The following is a 15,190-nucleotide window of genomic DNA, read 5'->3' as shown; positions in this document are numbered from 1 at the left end:
CCTTGGGTGGTGGTGTCCGGTGGCGATGGCGCGACTGTCGTCGCCTTCGCCCCGGGGCCCCCGGTGAATTCGCGGCGAGTATCGCGCGCCGCCTGGGGCGGTATCGATCGGTGCTACCGCCGGGTCCGGGGACGGTTCAGGCCGGCGGCGGGGAGAAATGCCGGGCGGTCGCGAAGACCTCGGTGCCCAGCGCGTCCCCCTGCCACCGGGCGAGCCGCTTGAGGGCGAGATCAAACATCAGGGGGTGGTGATCCCGCAATGCCCCCAAAGGAGCGACGTGGACTTCGTCCAGCACGCCGGCCCGGACCAGCTGCGGCAGGCGGACCAGCGGCAGCACCCCCGGCAGCGGGTAGTCGGAGCCGTGCAGCAGGCGGTCGTGCCAGTCGCGGCGGCGAAGGACGGTGCGCCAGACCTCGGGGCGGCGGTTGAACTGGAACATCGCCGAGACGTCGCCCAGCAGCAGGCCCTGCCAGGCGGGCTCGTCCATCAGGCGGGCGAACAGGTCGAAGGCCTGGGCGGGGCGGGGACGGGGCAGGTCGAGGTCCATCGCCAGGCCGAGCGAGGCGCAGTGCGCCGCGATCACCCGCACGCCGTGGCGCAGCGGCTCGCGCAGCAGCAGCGGGTTGCCCAGGTCCTGCCGGCCGGCGCCGGGGACGGCGTGCTCCTCGCCGCAATGGACGATCAATGGGAGCCGCGCGGCCGCCAGGCGGTCGTAGAAGGGGCGCAGCCGCGGGTCGCGCAGGTCGATGGCCATGCTGCTGGGCAGCCACTTGAGCGCCAGCGCGCCGCCCGCGATCGCGCGATCGAGGCGGGTGAGGGCGTCCTCCCGGTTCGGATGGATGCTCGCGACCCAGCCGAAGCGGTCCGGCCGCTCCGCCGCGATCGCGCGGGCGTAGGCATCGGGCACATGGAAGGTCGTCCAGTCCGGACGGCGGCGGCCGGTCTCGTCGACGGCCTCGTCGAAAGCGAAGAGCAGCCATCGCGCGCCTTCGGGAAAGGCATCGGCCAGCGCGGTCAGCCGCCGGACATAAGCGCGATCGATGTCGGCCGAGGCCACGGCACGCGCGTCGACGCACGCGCCGTTGAGGATCGCGTGCTTGCGCGCGACCTCGACCGGATGCCACCACTGCGACAGCGAGGGCGCGATCCAGCAGCCCGAGCCCGAATCGCCGGTGCCGATCAGGTGGGCGTGGACGTCCCAGAGCTGCGCGGGGTCGAGGCCCTCCCAGGTCCGTTCCAGTCATTGCGGATCGACGCCCGGGATGGGCGCCGCCGGGTGCCCGCAGGGATTGCGCCACGGTCCGGCGGCATCCGCCGCGAGCGCGCTGAACAGACCCGCCGCCGCGGCGGCGCCGCAGCACAGGAGATGACGTCGTCGGAGCATGGTCGGCGCCCGGGGAAGTGGAGACGGGCGCGATGGTCGGCAGCATCACGGCCCGAGAGGCGATCCGACCGGCGCGGTAGCGCGGCGCGGGCCATCGGGTGTCGCGCCGCGCTACCGAACTGCGCTACCGTTCGCCCCCATGGCGAGCACCCAATCCCTGATCGACCTCATCAAGGCCGAGTTGAAGCAGTCCGGCGTCAGCTACGCGCAATTGGCCAAGGAGCTCGACCTCTCCGAATCCAGCGTGAAGCGCATGTTCGCCGCCGGCGGCGAGATGCCGCTCTCGCGCATCGATGAGATCTGCCGCGTGCTCAAGACCGATTTCGCCGAGCTCTCGCAGCGCCTGGCGCAGTCGCAGCCGCTGCGCCGCGAGCTGACGCTGCAGCAGGAACGCGAGGTCGTCGCCGACGAGAAGCTGCTGCTGACCGCCATCTGCTGCCTGAGCCAGTGGAGCTTCGAGCAGATCGTGGCGACCTACCGGATGAGCGAGGCCGACGTGACGCGCGCGCTCGCGCAGCTGGACCGGCTCGGCATCATCGAGTTGCGGCCGCTCAACCGTTACCGGCTGCAGGTCGCCAAGACCTTCCGCTGGCGGCCGCAGGGGCCAGTGATGGGCTTCTTCCGCGACAACGTGATGCAGGACTTCTTCGCCGGCGGCTTCGACAGCGACGCCGAACTGCTGATGCTGGTCCACGGCCAGCTCAGCCCCGGCATGGCGCGCGAGTTGCGCGACCGGCTGCAGCGCGTCGCCGAGGACTTCGCGCGGCAACACCTGCTCGACCAGAAGCTGCCCGACGAGGAGAAGCGTCAGTTCACGCTGGTGATGGGCATGCGCTGCTGGCTGTTCGAGCGCTTCAAGCACCTGCAGCGCCCGGCAGGCGTGGCCAAGGCGCTCAAGCGCTGATCGGCGAGGCGGCCGGATGGGCCGCCCGTCGGTTCACCAGAACTCCCAGCGTCCGCTGTGGACGACCCAGATCCCGAGCACGCCGTTGGTGACGGCGTGCGCGATCACGGCGGTCCACAGCTTGCCGGTGCGCTGGTACAGCCACGCGTAGGCCGCGCCGGCGACGATCGCCGCCAGCCACAGCGTGTGCGCGAGCATGAAGACGAAGGTCGACAGCACCAGCGCCTTCAGCCCGGCGGCGCGCGGATCGACGGTCTCGAACTGCGGGCTCGCGATCCAGCGCATCAGGAAGCCGCGCCAGAAAAGCTCCTCCATCACCGGCACCAGCAGCGTCGCGCCGAGCCAGCGCACCGCGATCAGCGGCCAGTCGAGGCCGCCTTCAGGCGTCCTCGGCACGAAGCCGGCGGTCGGCTCGCCGAGCTGCATCCAGGGCGCGTCCAGCGTGATCCACAGTCCGAAGACGGCCAGCCCCACGACGACGCTCAAGCCGGCCTCGCCGATGCTCGGCAGGTTCTGCCGGTCGAGCTCGCCATAGCCGCGCCAGTACCACGCCAGCGCGCCGCCGACGACGACCAGGTTCAACGCGTAGATCCAGCGCGGATCGAAGCCCCAGCCGTTGTCCTCCGGCACCGCGCCGCGCAAGGCGAGCAGGCCCATGAACAGGACGAACGGGACGATGCGGGCCCAGGCGGCTTGACTCAATGGCATCCGGCGAATGTACCGGCGCCCGATGACGGCGCCATGCGGACATCCGTGGAGCGTTCAGCGGTGCAGCGTGAGACCCTTGACCGCCTTGTCGACAGCCTTCTTCGGTCCGCGCAGCGCCAGGCCGACAAGATCCGGATGGTCCGCGTCCCCGGCGAGGAAGACGCGGCGGTTGTCGGCGTCGTTGCCGGTCGAGAACATCGCGTGCACGTAGGGCACCAGCGTCAGGCCGCGGTCGAGGCCCTCGCGATGCGCGGCCCGCAGGCCGTCGAGGTTGCCTTCGAAGACGAGCATCGGCTGCACCAGCAGGCCGGGGAAGCGGCGGCCGGCGGCGTCGATGTAGGGCTCGCCGATCGCCTCGGGCGCGGAGGAGGCCACGCCGGTGGCCAGGAAGGCGACGACGTTCAGCCGTTGCCAGGTCGCGAGGTCGCTGCGGACGATGAGGGCCACTTTCGTATCGAACATGAGGAGCGCACGGGGTGCATCAACAGGGATGCGGCGATCGTCACGGCGAGGGCGGGTCAGGGTCTAGAACGTTTGTGCAGCGGCGCCGGTAGTCGGCCGGCGTGAGCCGGTAGGCGCGCTGGAACCAGCGGCCCAGGTGGCTCTGGTCCGCGAAGCCGACCTCGGCCGCCACCTCCGACGGCCGGTGACCGCGCGCCAGCAGCGCGCGCGCCGTGCGCAGGCGCAGGCCCACCAGGTAGGCGTGGGGCGACTGCCCGAAGGTCTGCTTGAACTGGCGCGTCAGCCGGAAGCGGTCCATGCCGGTGTGCGCGGCGAGGTCGTCCAGGCCGATGTCACCTGCCATGCGGTCATGGAGGAGCTCGCGGGCGCGCTCGGCCAGGCGGGACGAATCGCCCCGGCGGCCGGCGGCATCGGCGTCCACATGGCGGGCGAGCAGCGCGACCAGCCGGTCGAGGTGCTGGTCGCAAGCGAGCCGCGCCTCGCCGGCATGCAGCGCGTCGAAGGCCTGCCCGATCGCGTCGAAGAGCCGGCGATCCTCGGCCAGCGTGTCGCGGAAGGCCGGCTGGATCGCCGACAGACCGCCCAGGCCATGCCGCTCGAGCAGGCGCGCGGTCCAGTCCTGCGGCAGGTACAGCATCGCGTAGGTGAATCCGGCTTCCTCCGGCGCATGGCCGTCGTGGACGGCGCCCGGCTCGATCAGGATCGCGCGGCCCGGCGTGCTGGTGTGCAGCGCGCGCCCGCAATGGAATCGCTGCACGCCCTGCTGGGTGATGCCGATCAGCAGTTCGTCGTGGCCATGCGGGTCGTAGGCGTGACCGGTGAAATGCGCCCGCACCGTCTCGATGCCGGTACGCGCGTCGCGGCGCAGCTGGATCCAGTGGTCGTCCGCCATGCCGATCGCCCCGCGCTCAGGTCGTCGCCGCCGTGAAGGCGTGGCTGAGCGCCTCGATGGCATGGCGCACCTTGGCCGGTTGCGCGTCGCGCTGCGGCGTCATCACGTACACCGGCAGCGACGGCAAGGACCAGCCCGGCAGCAGCGGCAGCAAGCGGCCGCGGGCGCGGGACTCGTCGGTGTCCTCGGCGCTGAGCAGCGCCAGGCCCATGCCGGCCTCGCAGAACTGCTGCAGGCTCAGCTGGTTGTTGCTGCTGGCGCGGGGACTGACGCGCAGCACTTCCTCCCGCCCTTCGGGGCCGACCAGCGCGATGCTCTTGATCGCGCCGCTGTCGGAGCGCAGGAACAGCCAGTCATGGCGCGTCAGGTCCGACATCGTGGTCGGCACGCCGCGCCGCGCCAGGTACGACGGCGCGGCAAAGAGCTCGACCGTCTTCTGCCCGATGCGCTGCGCGACCCAGCTGCTGTCGGGCAGGCGGCCGAAACGCACCGCCAGGTCGATGCGCTTGGCCACGAGGTCGGTGAACCCGTCGTCGACCTCCAGGTGCAGGCTCAAGCCCGGATGGGCGGCCAGCAGCGGCGCCAGCGCCGGCCCGATCTGGCGCGCCGCGCCGACCGGGGCGCTGATGCGCAGCTCCCCTTCGGGCGCGTCGCGCAAGTGATGGAGCTGGGTCTGGGCCTCGCGGGCGGCGGCCAGCATCGCCTGGCAACCCTGCACGAAGCGCTCGCCAGCCGGGGTCAGGCCCATGCGACGGGTCGATCGGTGCAGCAGCGTCACCCCCATGTCGCGCTCCAGCGCGCGCAGCTGCTGGCTGACCGCGGAGGTCGTCGTCTGCAGTTGCCGGGCCGCCGCGACCAGGCTGCCCTGTTCGACGACGGTCGCCAGCACGGCCATTCGGCGCAGTTGGTCCAACATCGGGATTGTGTAGATCGTCTAAAGAATGAAGGCGGATTCTGAGGACTTTTGCGGAGATTGTGAAGTTCCTACAGTTCATCCCATCGCGACACCCGTCGCATCCCCCGAACCTCGGATCTTCTCCCTCGAAAGGAATCCCCATGAAAGTCGCCCTGATCGGACCGACCGGCTTCGTCGGCAGCGAAGTGCTCAAGGAACTGCTCTCCCGCGGCCACGAGGTCGTCGCCCTGGCCCGCGACGCCGCCAAGCTCGAAGCCCGCCCCGGCCTCTCCGTCGTCAAGGCCGACGCCAAGCAGGTCGACCAGGTCGCCGCCGCCGTCGAAGGCACCGACGCCGTCGTCAGCGCCTACAACCCCGGATGGTCCGTGCCGGACATCCACACCGAATTCCTCGAAGGCACCCGCGCCATCTACGACGGCGTCAAACGCGCCGGCGTGAAACGCCTCCTCGTCGTCGGCGGCGCCGGCAGCCTGTACGCAGCCCCCGGCCTCCAGATCGTCGACTCGCCCGACTTCCCGGCCCAGTGGAAACAAGGCGCCCTCGCAGCGCGTGAGGCGCTCAACCTCATCCGCCTCGAAACCTCGCTGGACTGGACCTTCCTGTCGCCAGCCGTCCACCTGGAACCGGGTGAACGCCGCGGTAGCTATCGCACCAGCCTCGATACGCCGGTCATGGACGCCAATGGGCCCGCGCATGTGTCCACCGCTGACCTGGCGGTCGCGATCGTCGATGAACTCGAACGGCCGCAACACATCCGGCGGCGGTTCACGGTCGGGTACTGAATCCCCCGGCTTCGGGGACCGCGAGCGCGGCAGATGCCGGCTCCCCCCCGCCGCTCAATCTCCTCCTCGCCGCTCGGAATTCGCGTCGGGGGGGAGCCGGCATCCGCCGCTTCAAGCGAGGACTTCCAACAGACGTCGAACCGATGGCTCGGGATCCCGGAAAGCAAACGCGCGCCCCTCGGGGCGCGCGTTGTCGTTGGGGCGGCTGGCTGACCGGTCAGACGGTCTGCTGTTCGAGCAGGTAGTTGGCGTCGTCGTATTGGCCCAGCGTGTCGACCAGCGTGGGCAGGCACTCGGCGAGCTTGTCATGCAGCACGAAGGGCGGGTTCACCACGAACATGCCGCTGCCCATCATGCCGAAGCCGCGCTCGTCGGCCTGCGCCACGGTCAGGCGCACATGCAGCCATCCCTTCTTCGCAATGGGCTCGGCGGCCGACTTCAGGCGTTGCACCAGCTGCGCCGATTCGACGGTCTGCAGCTGCGGATACCAGATCGCGACGGTGCCGTCGGCGAAACGCTGCAGCGCCTCGCGCAGCGCGGCGACGACCTTGCCGTAATCCGCCTTGATCTCGTAGGGCGGATCGATCAGCACGACACCGCGGCGCGACGGCGGCGGCAGTTCGGCCTTCAGCGACGCGAATCCATCCTGCTGCAGCACCTGCGTGTTGGGGCGGTCCTCGAGGTAGCTGGCGAGGATGCGGTGGTCGGTGGGATGCAGCTCGTAGGCGCGCAGGCGGTCCTGCTCGCGCATCAGGAAGCGCGCGATGGCGGGGGAGCCGGGGTACTGCTCGAGCTTCTTGCCGGGATTGAAGTCATGCACGAGCTGGACGTACTGCTGCAGCGGCTCGGGCAGGTCGGTGCGGGCGTAGAGGGCGGCGATGCCGCCGAGGTGCTCGGCGTTCTTCTGGGCGTAGCGGCCGTCGAGGGCGTAACCCCCCGCGCCGGCATGGGTGTCCACCACGGTGTAGGCCTTGTCCTTCTCCCCCATGTAGCGGAGAACCTCGGCCAGCACGAGGTGTTTGAGCACGTCGGCATGGTTGCCGGCGTGGAATGCGTGTCGGTAAGCGAGCATGGGCAGGACTGTATCGCGGGCGGCGAGTCCATCCCCGAGCGCGCACGCAGCATCGACATCGTCCGGCCCTTCGAGCTCAAGCTGGCGCGAGAGGCGAAGCAGCAGGCGATTCAGACCTGAAACGCCCCCGGCGCCAGCCCCGTCCCGGCCGGGACCTCCTTGAGCCCGCGAGGATGCTGGTACTGCATCGCCGGCTTCAGCACCTGGCCGTCGACCGTCCCCGCGTCCACCGCCCGCCCGAACAGCGGCGACCCCGGCCGCAACCGGAAGTCGTAGCGGTCCGCGTCGACGAAGCTGTCGAGCTCGACGAAGTAGTTGTGGTGCTGCTCGCGGTCCGGCCCTGCCGGCAGCTCATGCTTGCCATGCAGCACGTTGTTGATCAGCCGCAGCTTCTGCGCCGGCTGCGACATGCGCAGGTAGACCCCGCCTTGCGGCCGCCGATCCACCAGCGTGTTGTGGATCAGGTGCAGCTCGTTGCGCCGGTTCGAGAGCCCCTCGCTGCCATACGCGATCAGGTGGAAGTTCTCGGTCGACGGGCTCTGCTGGATCACGTTGCCCATCACCAGCGCCAGGCCGCCATTCGGGAACTCCAACTCGAAGCTGGCGCGGCCGGTCTCGTCGGTCAGCCGGTTGTAGAAGACATGGTTCACCGCCGCCCGCGTCTTCAGCAGGTGACCCGACGCACCGTGGTGGAAGTAGCTCGCCGTCACCGTCAGCTTGCCGATCGCGCCGACGTAGCAGTTGTGGGTGCGGCCCTCGCCGGGCGCGATCGCGCCGAAGTCGCAGGACTCGATCCGCAGCTCGATCGCCGGATCGTTCGCGGCGAGCAACCCGTTCTCGTTGTCCTGGAACTTGCAATCGCGCAGCGTCAGCGAACCGCGCTCCAGCCGGATGCCCGCGCCGTTGCGGTCCGGCACCCGCGCGCCGATGAAGTCGAAACCCTCGATCGTCATCCGCTTGCCGGTGGTGACGAAGATCCCCTTGCCCTGCGCATGCGCCCCATTCGCCAGCAGCCGCGCGCGGCCGCCGACGGCTCGCAGCGTCAGGTCGTCCTGCGGCCAGACCGCGACGTCGCCGGGGTAATCGCCGGCCTGCACCTCGATCGTCATGCCCGGCTTCGCCTGCGAGGCGGCCGCGGCGAGCGTCTTCACCGGATGGTCGGGACCGACCCGCAGCACCGCGCTCGAGGCCGACGACGCCTGCGCGCCGGCGCGTCCCAGCCAGGCGGGCAGCGCCAGCGCGGCGCCGCCTTGCAGCAGCCGTCGCCGCGAGGCGTCCCGGCACAGGGATCGGAGCAAGGGATCGAGCGCGGCACCGGAGGACATCGACGGGCTCCCGAGGCAGGACGGTGGGGGATCGCCGCGTGGCGAACGGACAGCCGGGGACGGCGTCCCCACGCGGCCGGGCGAGTGTAGCCAAGCGATCGGACGCGCTCTCGCCATCGATCCAAGGCCCCAGCCGGCATCCGGACTGTCGCCTAGGCGCAGCGGCGCGGCGGATCGCTCGCTAAGCTGCGCGGCATCCTGACCGGCATCCCCCCGCCGGGTCTTCACGTCACCCTCACGTTGTCCTGAATCACCATGCCCAGTCTCTTCGACCCCTTGCAAGTCGGCGCCCTCACGCTGTCCAACCGCATCGTCATGGCCCCGCTGACGCGCAACCGTTCCGTCGGCCTGGTGCCGGGACCGCTGGCCGTCGAGTACTACCGCCAGCGCGCGTCCGCCGGCCTGATCATCAGCGAGGGCGCCCAGATCACGCAGCAAGGCCAGGGCTACCTGGACACGCCGGGGATCCACTCCCCGGAGCAGATCGCCGCCTGGAAGCAGGTGACCGACGCCGTCCATGCCGAAGGCGGAAAGATCGCCGTGCAGCTCTGGCACGTCGGCCGCATCTCCCACGCCGAGTTCCAGCCTGATGGCGCGAAGCCGCAGTCGTCGACCGATCGCCAGGCCAACAGCAAGACCTTCACCAAGGAAGGGTTCGTCGACGTCGCCGCCCCGCGCGCGCTGTCCACCGCGGAGCTGCCCGGCATCGTGCAGGACTACGTGCATGCCGCGAAGGCGGCGATGGCGGCCGGCTTCGACGCGGTCGAGGTGCATGGCGCCAACGGCTACCTGCTGGACCAGTTCCTGCGCGACAGCATCAACGACCGGACCGATGCCTACGGCGGCTCGATCGAGAACCGCGCGCGGCTGCTGCTCGAGGTGATGCAGGCGATCGTCGAGGCGATCGGCGCGGACCGCACGGGCCTGCGCCTGTCGCCGGTGACGCCGGTCAACGACGCGGGCCAGGACAGCGACGCGCAGGCGCTGTTCAACCATGTGGTCGAGCAGCTGTCGCCGCTGAAGCTGGCGTTCCTGCATGTGATCGAGGGTCACACCGGTGGCCCGCGCGACGTGGCGCCGTTCGACTACGACGCGCTGCGCGAGCGCTTCAAGGGTGTCTACATCGCCAACAACGGCTACACGCGCCAGATGGCGATCGACGCGGTGGCGACCGGGCATGCCGACGCGGTGGCCTTCGGCCGTAGCTTCATCTCGAACCCGGATCTGGTGCGTCGCCTGAAGCTCAACGCGCCGTTGCAGAAGGCCCATTCGGCCACGATGTACGGCGGCGGCGCCGAGGGCTACACGGACTACCCCGCGTTGGCCGACTGATCCGCCAAGCACCAGCAGCAAGGCCGCCCGAGGGCGGCCTTGTCGTTGGAGCGCTGACGAGAGCAGCTCGGTCGCAGCAGTCGTTGGAGTCCTCGCTGAGAGCGGCTCGGTCGAAGCAGTCGTTGGAGTCCTGGTTTGGAGCGGCTCGGGCCGGTGCCCCTCGGAGCGCCTGCCGAGCGTGCGGAGGCGTGAAGCGGAGAGGGGCACCGGAACGTGCCGCGAGCGCAGTCCTCGAACTTAGCGCAGTCCTCGACCTCAGCGCTGTCCCTTCGACCTGAAGATCTCCGCGATGGAGACTTCGCGCGGTCCTGGACGGACCGTGAAGGCCTGCCCCGCGGCGATGGTCCCGGCTCGCCGGACCGCGAGGTAGAACCCGCACCACCCGCTCTGCGTCATCATCTTGGCGGCCTTGTTGAACCCCATGACCGCGTTGAACTTGAAGCAGGGATAACGCGGCTCGCTGACAGCGAGTTCGCAGTCGGGAAAGACGAGCACGTCGCCGATCCAGGCGTCGGCTTCGGCGAGGCCGGAGATCGACAGGTTTTCGCCCATCGCGCCCCAGGGCAGCGGGTCGTCCCAGCCGGCGACCTGGGCCTGGGCGCGGACGGTGCGCCAGAACGCGTAGTGTTCGGAGGGGTAGGCGTAGACGGCCTTGGACAGGCCGCCGTGGACGCTGGGATCGGCTTGTTCGTCGCCCTCCAGGCCGAGCGGCCGGACCTCGACGGGGCCGTCGACCGGCCGCTTGCGGATGCCCGACATCACGTCGCGACCGTCGATGCGCAGCGCTTCAGCGCGGGCCGTGTTCAGACTGATCAGTTGCATCGGACGATTCTGCCGCAGGCCTGGGCGCGGCCGTCGGCCGGAACGCCGCCGGTGCGGTATCCGACAGCCCCTGCTCGCTGCGATGCAGCGCGTCGCGCAGCCGTTCCAGTTCGCGGGCCTGGTCGCGTTCGCGCTTGAGGTGCTCGAGCGCGAAGGACAGGTCACCGGCCATCTCGTCGATCAGGCCGAGCACCTGCGGGTCGAAGTAGTCGGGCTCGCCCGCGAGCAGGCTGAGCGCGCCCACGACCTCGCCGCAGCGGCGCAGCGGGAAGGCGGCCATCGACTCGACGCCGGGCGGGATCATCGGCGCGCCGGGCACGGCCAGGTGCGGGTCCTCCAGCGCGCGGTTGCTGACCTGGTGCGTGCCGCCGGCGATCGCGCGCGTGGCCATCGAGCTGCGCGCGAAGGGCGCGTCGCGGCCCCATTGGCGCGGCGCCCCGGGCATCAGGCGGTCGCCGGGGCCGAACTCGGCGACGCGCTCGAACTGGTCGCCGTCGACCAGCACGACCGAGGCGAAGCGCGCATGGCCGGTCTCGACGCAGATCCGGCAGATGCCCTCGAACAGGTGCTGCTCGGCGGCGGGGTCGTCGAAGGCCTCCGCCTCGCGGCGCACGATGAGCTGGTTGGTCTGGGACAGCGCGATGTAGAGCTGCTGCAGCCGCTGGCGCGAGTGCTGGCCGGCTCGGCGCTCGTCGTCGTAGCGGGTCCAGACGGTGCACACGACGATGCTGCACAGCCCCGCGGTCAGCAGCACCAGCAGCAGGCCGAGGCGGGCCGCGTCGGTGGCGGCCTGCTGGGCGCGCTCGGTGTCGACGCGGGCCTGGCTGAGCTGGAACGCGATCAGCTCGTCGAGCATCTTCATCGTCGCGAGGCGGCGCTGGTTGAGCTCGCGCAGCGCGTCGGGCGTGGGCGCCTGGCCGATGGTCAGCGCGCTCCAGAGCTGGTCCAGCAGCGGCTGGGTGCGGGCGATGAGCGCGGACTCGGCCGGCACCATGCGGGTGGCGAGGTAGCGGGACCAGAGCCGCCGGGTGGAGTCCGCGAGGCGGCGGCCGGCGCTGTCCATCTTGGCCGCGTCGGGCTGCTGCGCCTGCGCGATCAGGACCGCGCCCAGCTGCTGCGCGCCGAGCGCGTGTTCGAGCTCGCGCAGCAGGTCGACCGGGACGAGGCGGTCTTCATAGAGGGATTGCGCGATGCCGGCGAGCCGCTGCGACTGCCACCAGCCCAGCAGCGCCGAGGCGCCCACCAGCGCGAGCGCCAGGCCGAGCACCAGGTAGAGGCGGGCGCGGAGCGAGAGGCCGGTGGGTGCGGACATGGGCGTCGGGGACCTCGCGGGGTTGGCGCCGAGCATAGGGGCATTCGGCGCGCGGGCGGAGCCCCGAGGGGTTGGGGGTTCCCCGGTCCCGGTGGTCGCCTACACCCGGTCGATGCCCGGCTGTCGCGGGACGTTCGGTCAGGCGGGGCGCGTCTGCTTACTCGTCGGAGAACCGCCGGCGCTGAAGCAGCCGGGCGACGCACAGGACAAACACGAGGAACCACCCGGCCGACCAGGCGACGTGCTTGAGGAACGCCTTGCGGACGTCGTCCCGGGACACGATCACGCCCTGGGCGTCGCCGATCGAGAACGCCAGCCCGCGGGTGTCGTGCTCGATGACGAAGTCCTGGCCCTGTCGCCGCTCGAGCTGGCGCCGGAAGCAGAACGAGCCGGGACAGGTGAACTCGCGATCGCCGGACCGGAAGACGAAACGGGTCTTGCGGCCCTTGCGGACGTCGAGCGTGGCGGTCGTGCTCGACAGCTCGCCGAAGGGGGTTTCCTCCCAGGCCGCCGCGCCGGAGAAGACCGACAGCATGAGGAAGGAAGGCGCCAGCGCTTGAAGCAGGCCGCGCTTGCCGATGTTGACGGGACGAACCATGAAGAGGGCTCCGATCAACGCTGCGGCGCGCAGAACTTCGGAAGCTCCGCGCGCGCCGGCAGCAGGATGCCGCGACCGAAAGAGAGCTCCATCGGGTCGCCCGGCTGCGGATACAGCCGGTCCGCGGCTTCGGCGAACGGGGACCGCGGCGATCCTGGCGGCATGAACGACGGCAGCGATTCGGCGTGGGCGTCGAATTCGAGCTGCTGAAGACGCTTCACCGCGTCGACCACGTCCTTCGGATACGTGGCCATGAGCGCCGCGCCGAGCGCGTCGGCCTGGTCCGACAGATCCTGGGCCAGCGGCATGAGCCAAGCTGCGTCGGCCACGGTCAGGCGGTCGAATCCGTCGACGCGGTCGAAGTCGCGCAGCCGGGCCGGCAGCGCTTTGCCGACCGCCGCCCGCAGCGCGGGCAGCCGGTCCGACGCCTGGAAGTACGCCTTGAGCCAGACCGGCGCCGCGGGCTGCGGCTGGCCGGACGGCGGATTGGCCGCCGCGCTGATGAAGTCGGTGAGGACGCGTTGCTCGGAGAACGCCTGCAGCACCTGATCGCCGCGCGGGCCCTCGACACCGGCGAGCAGCGACGCCTGCTCCCCTGGCGGGAGCATCGCGAAGACCACCAGCCACGCGCGGTGCCGCGTGGCGCTGCCCGGCGCGCCGAGGATACGGCTGCGTTCCTGCTCCTCGCCGAGGGCCACGCGCTCCGCGGCGGCGCGGTGGTCGGGTTTCAGCAGGCTGAAATGCCTCGACTGCAGCGCCTCGCAGCGGGCGAGCAGCGCCTGGCGCTGGATGGACTCCACAGCGGGGAATTGCAGGCCCGCGCTGTCGCGCCAGTGCGAGACGAAGGTCGGCGTGCCATTGGCGATCCGAAGGACCGCGGCTTCCTGCGCCGGGGTCAGCGGGCGCGCGACCGGCGCTTCAGCCGCCGGCTGCGCTGTCGCGGCGAAGAACTGCGTCGCCAGCGCGGCGGCTAGCGCGAGGCCGCGCCCCGTCGGCGCGGAGAGGAATCGGGTGAACATGAACTCCCTGGGAACCGTTTCGGCGGTCTTCTCGATGCTTGAAAACCACGCATTGTCGACGGGAGCGCCCAGTGCCGGTCGGCGGGCTCACATGGCGACCTCGTCCGCCAGCAGTTCGTCCAGCTTCCGGTTCAGCACGTCCAGCGCGGCCCCGGTGGCGGGAAGCTGGTGCACCTTGTCGCCGTCGATGAACAGCAGCGTCGGGTAGCTGCTGACATGCAGTTGGTGGCGCACCAGGTCGAAGTCGGCCTTCGCCGCGGCCTGGGCCGAGCCGTCGGCCAGCTGTTGCCGGACCAGGGCGTCGTCCAGGCCGCCAGCCTTCGCGATCGCCGCGATGGTGGACGCCTCCGAAAGGCTCTGCCCTCGTCCGTAGAACGCCGCTTGCAGTTCGTGAGCCCAATGCACGGCCCGGTCGGGCGCCTGGGCACGCAGCGCCGCCAGCGCCGCCCCTGCATCCAGGGAGTTCATCACCATGTCCCCTTGCTCCAGCAAGGCCTGGTACGCCGGCCCGAACACCGCGCCGGTGAGAAGTGCGATGCGTTCGTTCGCCTCGGCGATGTAGGGATAGTTGGCGATGGCCCCGGCGCGGCTTCCGACGAAGAGACCCCCGCTGACCACGGTGAAGGGCACGCGGTGACGGTTGGCGGCCTCGAATTCGCCCATGCGCGCCGAGAAGCCCCAGCACCAGCCGCAATAGGCGTCCGTGACGTAGACCACCGCCTTCTTGGGGAGACTGAACTTGTTCATGGCGTTCTCCGTCGTGGCGGTGCTCACCAGGCCATCTCGCCCTTGGCGACCTTGGCGCCGATGTCCAAGGCGACGCCGAGACCGGCGGTGGGATACGCGGCCTTCATCGCGCCAATCAGCTCGGCGCTGTTGTTGGCCTTCTTCAGCTCGACGTCCCAGCGCTGCAGGTAGGCCTGGGTATAGGCCACCTGCGAGACGTCTTCGGCGGCGCCAGGCGCCGAATGGCCGGGCACGACCACCGCGGGCTTGAGCGCCGCGATGTCGCCCAGCTTCCTGGACCAGGCGGCACGGTCCTCCGCGCTCGACGCGTCCGCCGTCCAGACATGCAGGCCGGCGAAGACGTTCACACCGCCGACGACGGCCTTGAGGGACGGGATCCACACGTAGCTGCGATGGGGCAGCCGGTCATCCGTCCCGCGAATCTCCAGCGTCTGGCCTTCCAGCGTGATCGTGTTTCCGGCCAGCACCTCGGGGAGGCTGACTCCCTTGGGGGCGTTCGCGCCCATCTTCGGCGGCCAGAAGGCGAGCTTGGTCGGCAGCGTCGCTTCGATCTTCTTCACGGTGGGAGCGGTGGCCACGACCTTCGCGTCCGGGAAATAGGCCTTCAGGACGTCGATGCCGAAGTAGTAGTCCGGGTCCGGCTGGCTGATGTAGATCGTCTTGAGGGACTTGTGGCTGTCCAGCACCATCGCCGCGATACGCATGGCATCGGCCCGGGTGAATCCGGTGTCCACCAGGACAGCATCGGTCTTGCCGGCGATCAGCACCGAGTTGACGTTGAAGCTGTCCGGGCCCGCGTGATAGACGGTGAGGGTCAGCGGAGCGGTCTGGGCATGCGCCGCCACGGCAGACACGACAACGGTGGCGGTGACAGCGAGCTTGGCGAGGGTACGGGCGACGGTCATTCGGTTCTCC

The 15,190-nt window shown here is 70.4% G+C and carries 17 protein-coding genes; 4 read left to right on the top strand and 13 right to left on the bottom strand.

Annotated elements, in window-relative coordinates; translation table 11 throughout:
• Positions 1-136: 136 nt before the first annotated feature.
• A complete protein-coding gene (locus tag N5D62_RS00430; protein ID WP_279755600.1) occupies positions 137-1,240 on the bottom strand; it encodes an amidohydrolase family protein in 1,104 nt (367 codons plus the stop codon).
• A 283-nt stretch (positions 1,241-1,523) separates the two neighbouring features.
• On the opposite strand from N5D62_RS00430, the gene N5D62_RS00425 reads away from it, so the two are divergent.
• The gene (locus N5D62_RS00425) at positions 1,524-2,288 is read left to right on the top strand and encodes a helix-turn-helix transcriptional regulator (RefSeq protein WP_279755342.1); all 765 of its coding nucleotides are present in this window, start codon (positions 1,524-1,526) and stop codon (positions 2,286-2,288) included.
• Positions 2,289-2,321: 33 nt separating this feature from the next.
• Here the strand turns inward: N5D62_RS00425 and N5D62_RS00420 are convergent, their stop codons facing one another.
• Genes N5D62_RS00420 through N5D62_RS00405 form a run of 4 tightly spaced genes read right to left on the bottom strand, consistent with a single transcriptional unit; the run spans position 2,322 to position 5,266 of the window.
• Positions 2,322-2,996 (bottom strand): CAAX prenyl protease-related protein, encoded by a 675-nt coding sequence (locus N5D62_RS00420; RefSeq protein ID WP_279755341.1) that lies wholly within the window; start codon positions 2,994-2,996, stop codon positions 2,322-2,324.
• 54 nt (positions 2,997-3,050) lie between these two features.
• Positions 3,051-3,458, bottom strand: coding sequence for a DUF2000 domain-containing protein (locus tag N5D62_RS00415; RefSeq protein WP_279755340.1), 408 nt, complete (start codon positions 3,456-3,458; stop codon positions 3,051-3,053).
• A 40-nt stretch (positions 3,459-3,498) separates the two neighbouring features.
• Complete coding sequence (locus N5D62_RS00410; RefSeq protein WP_279755339.1) at positions 3,499-4,350, bottom strand: AraC family transcriptional regulator; 852 nt, start codon at positions 4,348-4,350, stop codon at positions 3,499-3,501.
• Between the two features lie 16 nt (positions 4,351-4,366).
• Positions 4,367-5,266: a LysR family transcriptional regulator gene (locus tag N5D62_RS00405; protein WP_347881795.1), complete on the bottom strand. Its 900-nt coding sequence runs from the start codon at positions 5,264-5,266 to the stop codon at positions 4,367-4,369.
• Positions 5,267-5,406: 140 nt separating this feature from the next.
• Here N5D62_RS00405 and N5D62_RS00400 point away from each other — a divergent pair, with 140 nt between their 5' ends.
• Positions 5,407-6,048, top strand: a complete 642-nt coding sequence (locus N5D62_RS00400) for an NAD(P)-dependent oxidoreductase (RefSeq protein WP_279755338.1) — start codon at positions 5,407-5,409, stop codon at positions 6,046-6,048.
• A gap of 217 nt (positions 6,049-6,265) precedes the next feature.
• Here N5D62_RS00400 and rlmJ read toward each other — a convergent pair whose 3' ends face one another.
• On the bottom strand, positions 6,266-7,120 hold the full coding sequence (gene rlmJ / locus N5D62_RS00395) for a 23S rRNA (adenine(2030)-N(6))-methyltransferase RlmJ (RefSeq protein WP_279755337.1): 855 nt from the start codon (positions 7,118-7,120) through the stop codon (positions 6,266-6,268).
• On the opposite strand from rlmJ, the gene N5D62_RS00390 reads away from it, so the two are divergent.
• Positions 7,064-7,240: a hypothetical protein gene (locus tag N5D62_RS00390; protein WP_279755613.1), complete on the top strand. Its 177-nt coding sequence runs from the start codon at positions 7,064-7,066 to the stop codon at positions 7,238-7,240. The two genes, rlmJ and N5D62_RS00390, sit on opposite strands and share 57 nt — an antisense overlap.
• On the opposite strand, the gene N5D62_RS00385 is transcribed toward N5D62_RS00390, so the two are convergent.
• Complete coding sequence (locus tag N5D62_RS00385; protein WP_279755336.1) at positions 7,231-8,445, bottom strand: hypothetical protein; 1,215 nt, start codon at positions 8,443-8,445, stop codon at positions 7,231-7,233. The two genes, N5D62_RS00390 and N5D62_RS00385, sit on opposite strands and share 10 nt — an antisense overlap.
• A 255-nt stretch (positions 8,446-8,700) precedes the next feature.
• Between N5D62_RS00385 and N5D62_RS00380 the strand changes: the two genes are divergently transcribed.
• A complete protein-coding gene (locus N5D62_RS00380; RefSeq protein WP_279755335.1) occupies positions 8,701-9,777 on the top strand; it encodes an alkene reductase in 1,077 nt (358 codons plus the stop codon).
• Between the two features lie 255 nt (positions 9,778-10,032).
• Here N5D62_RS00380 and N5D62_RS00375 read toward each other — a convergent pair whose 3' ends face one another.
• From N5D62_RS00375 to N5D62_RS00350, 6 genes are all read right to left on the bottom strand, one after another.
• Positions 10,033-10,599: an MOSC domain-containing protein gene (locus N5D62_RS00375; protein ID WP_279755334.1), complete on the bottom strand. Its 567-nt coding sequence runs from the start codon at positions 10,597-10,599 to the stop codon at positions 10,033-10,035.
• On the bottom strand, positions 10,565-11,911 hold the full coding sequence (locus N5D62_RS00370) for a GAF domain-containing protein (RefSeq protein ID WP_279755333.1): 1,347 nt from the start codon (positions 11,909-11,911) through the stop codon (positions 10,565-10,567). Before N5D62_RS00370 ends, N5D62_RS00375 begins: the two co-directional genes overlap by 35 nt.
• Before the next feature lie 157 nt (positions 11,912-12,068).
• Positions 12,069-12,509: a hypothetical protein gene (locus tag N5D62_RS00365; protein WP_279755332.1), complete on the bottom strand. Its 441-nt coding sequence runs from the start codon at positions 12,507-12,509 to the stop codon at positions 12,069-12,071.
• Positions 12,510-12,523: 14 nt separating this feature from the next.
• Positions 12,524-13,528 (bottom strand): hypothetical protein, encoded by a 1,005-nt coding sequence (locus tag N5D62_RS00360; protein WP_279755331.1) that lies wholly within the window; start codon positions 13,526-13,528, stop codon positions 12,524-12,526.
• A gap of 87 nt (positions 13,529-13,615) precedes the next feature.
• On the bottom strand, positions 13,616-14,275 hold the full coding sequence (locus N5D62_RS00355; protein WP_279755330.1) for a DsbA family protein: 660 nt from the start codon (positions 14,273-14,275) through the stop codon (positions 13,616-13,618).
• 23 nt (positions 14,276-14,298) lie between these two features.
• Positions 14,299-15,180 carry an MBL fold metallo-hydrolase gene (locus N5D62_RS00350; RefSeq protein ID WP_279755329.1) on the bottom strand — a complete coding sequence of 294 codons (882 nt, stop codon included), beginning with the start codon at positions 15,178-15,180 and terminating at the stop codon, positions 14,299-14,301.
• Positions 15,181-15,190 lie beyond the last annotated feature (10 nt).

Origin of the sequence: Mitsuaria sp. GD03876, assembly GCF_029840635.1 — a bacterium.
Taxonomy (GTDB): domain Bacteria; phylum Pseudomonadota; class Gammaproteobacteria; order Burkholderiales; family Burkholderiaceae_C; genus Roseateles.
Note: the sequence above shows the minus strand (reverse complement) of the source record. Positions and strands in the feature narration are given on the sequence as shown.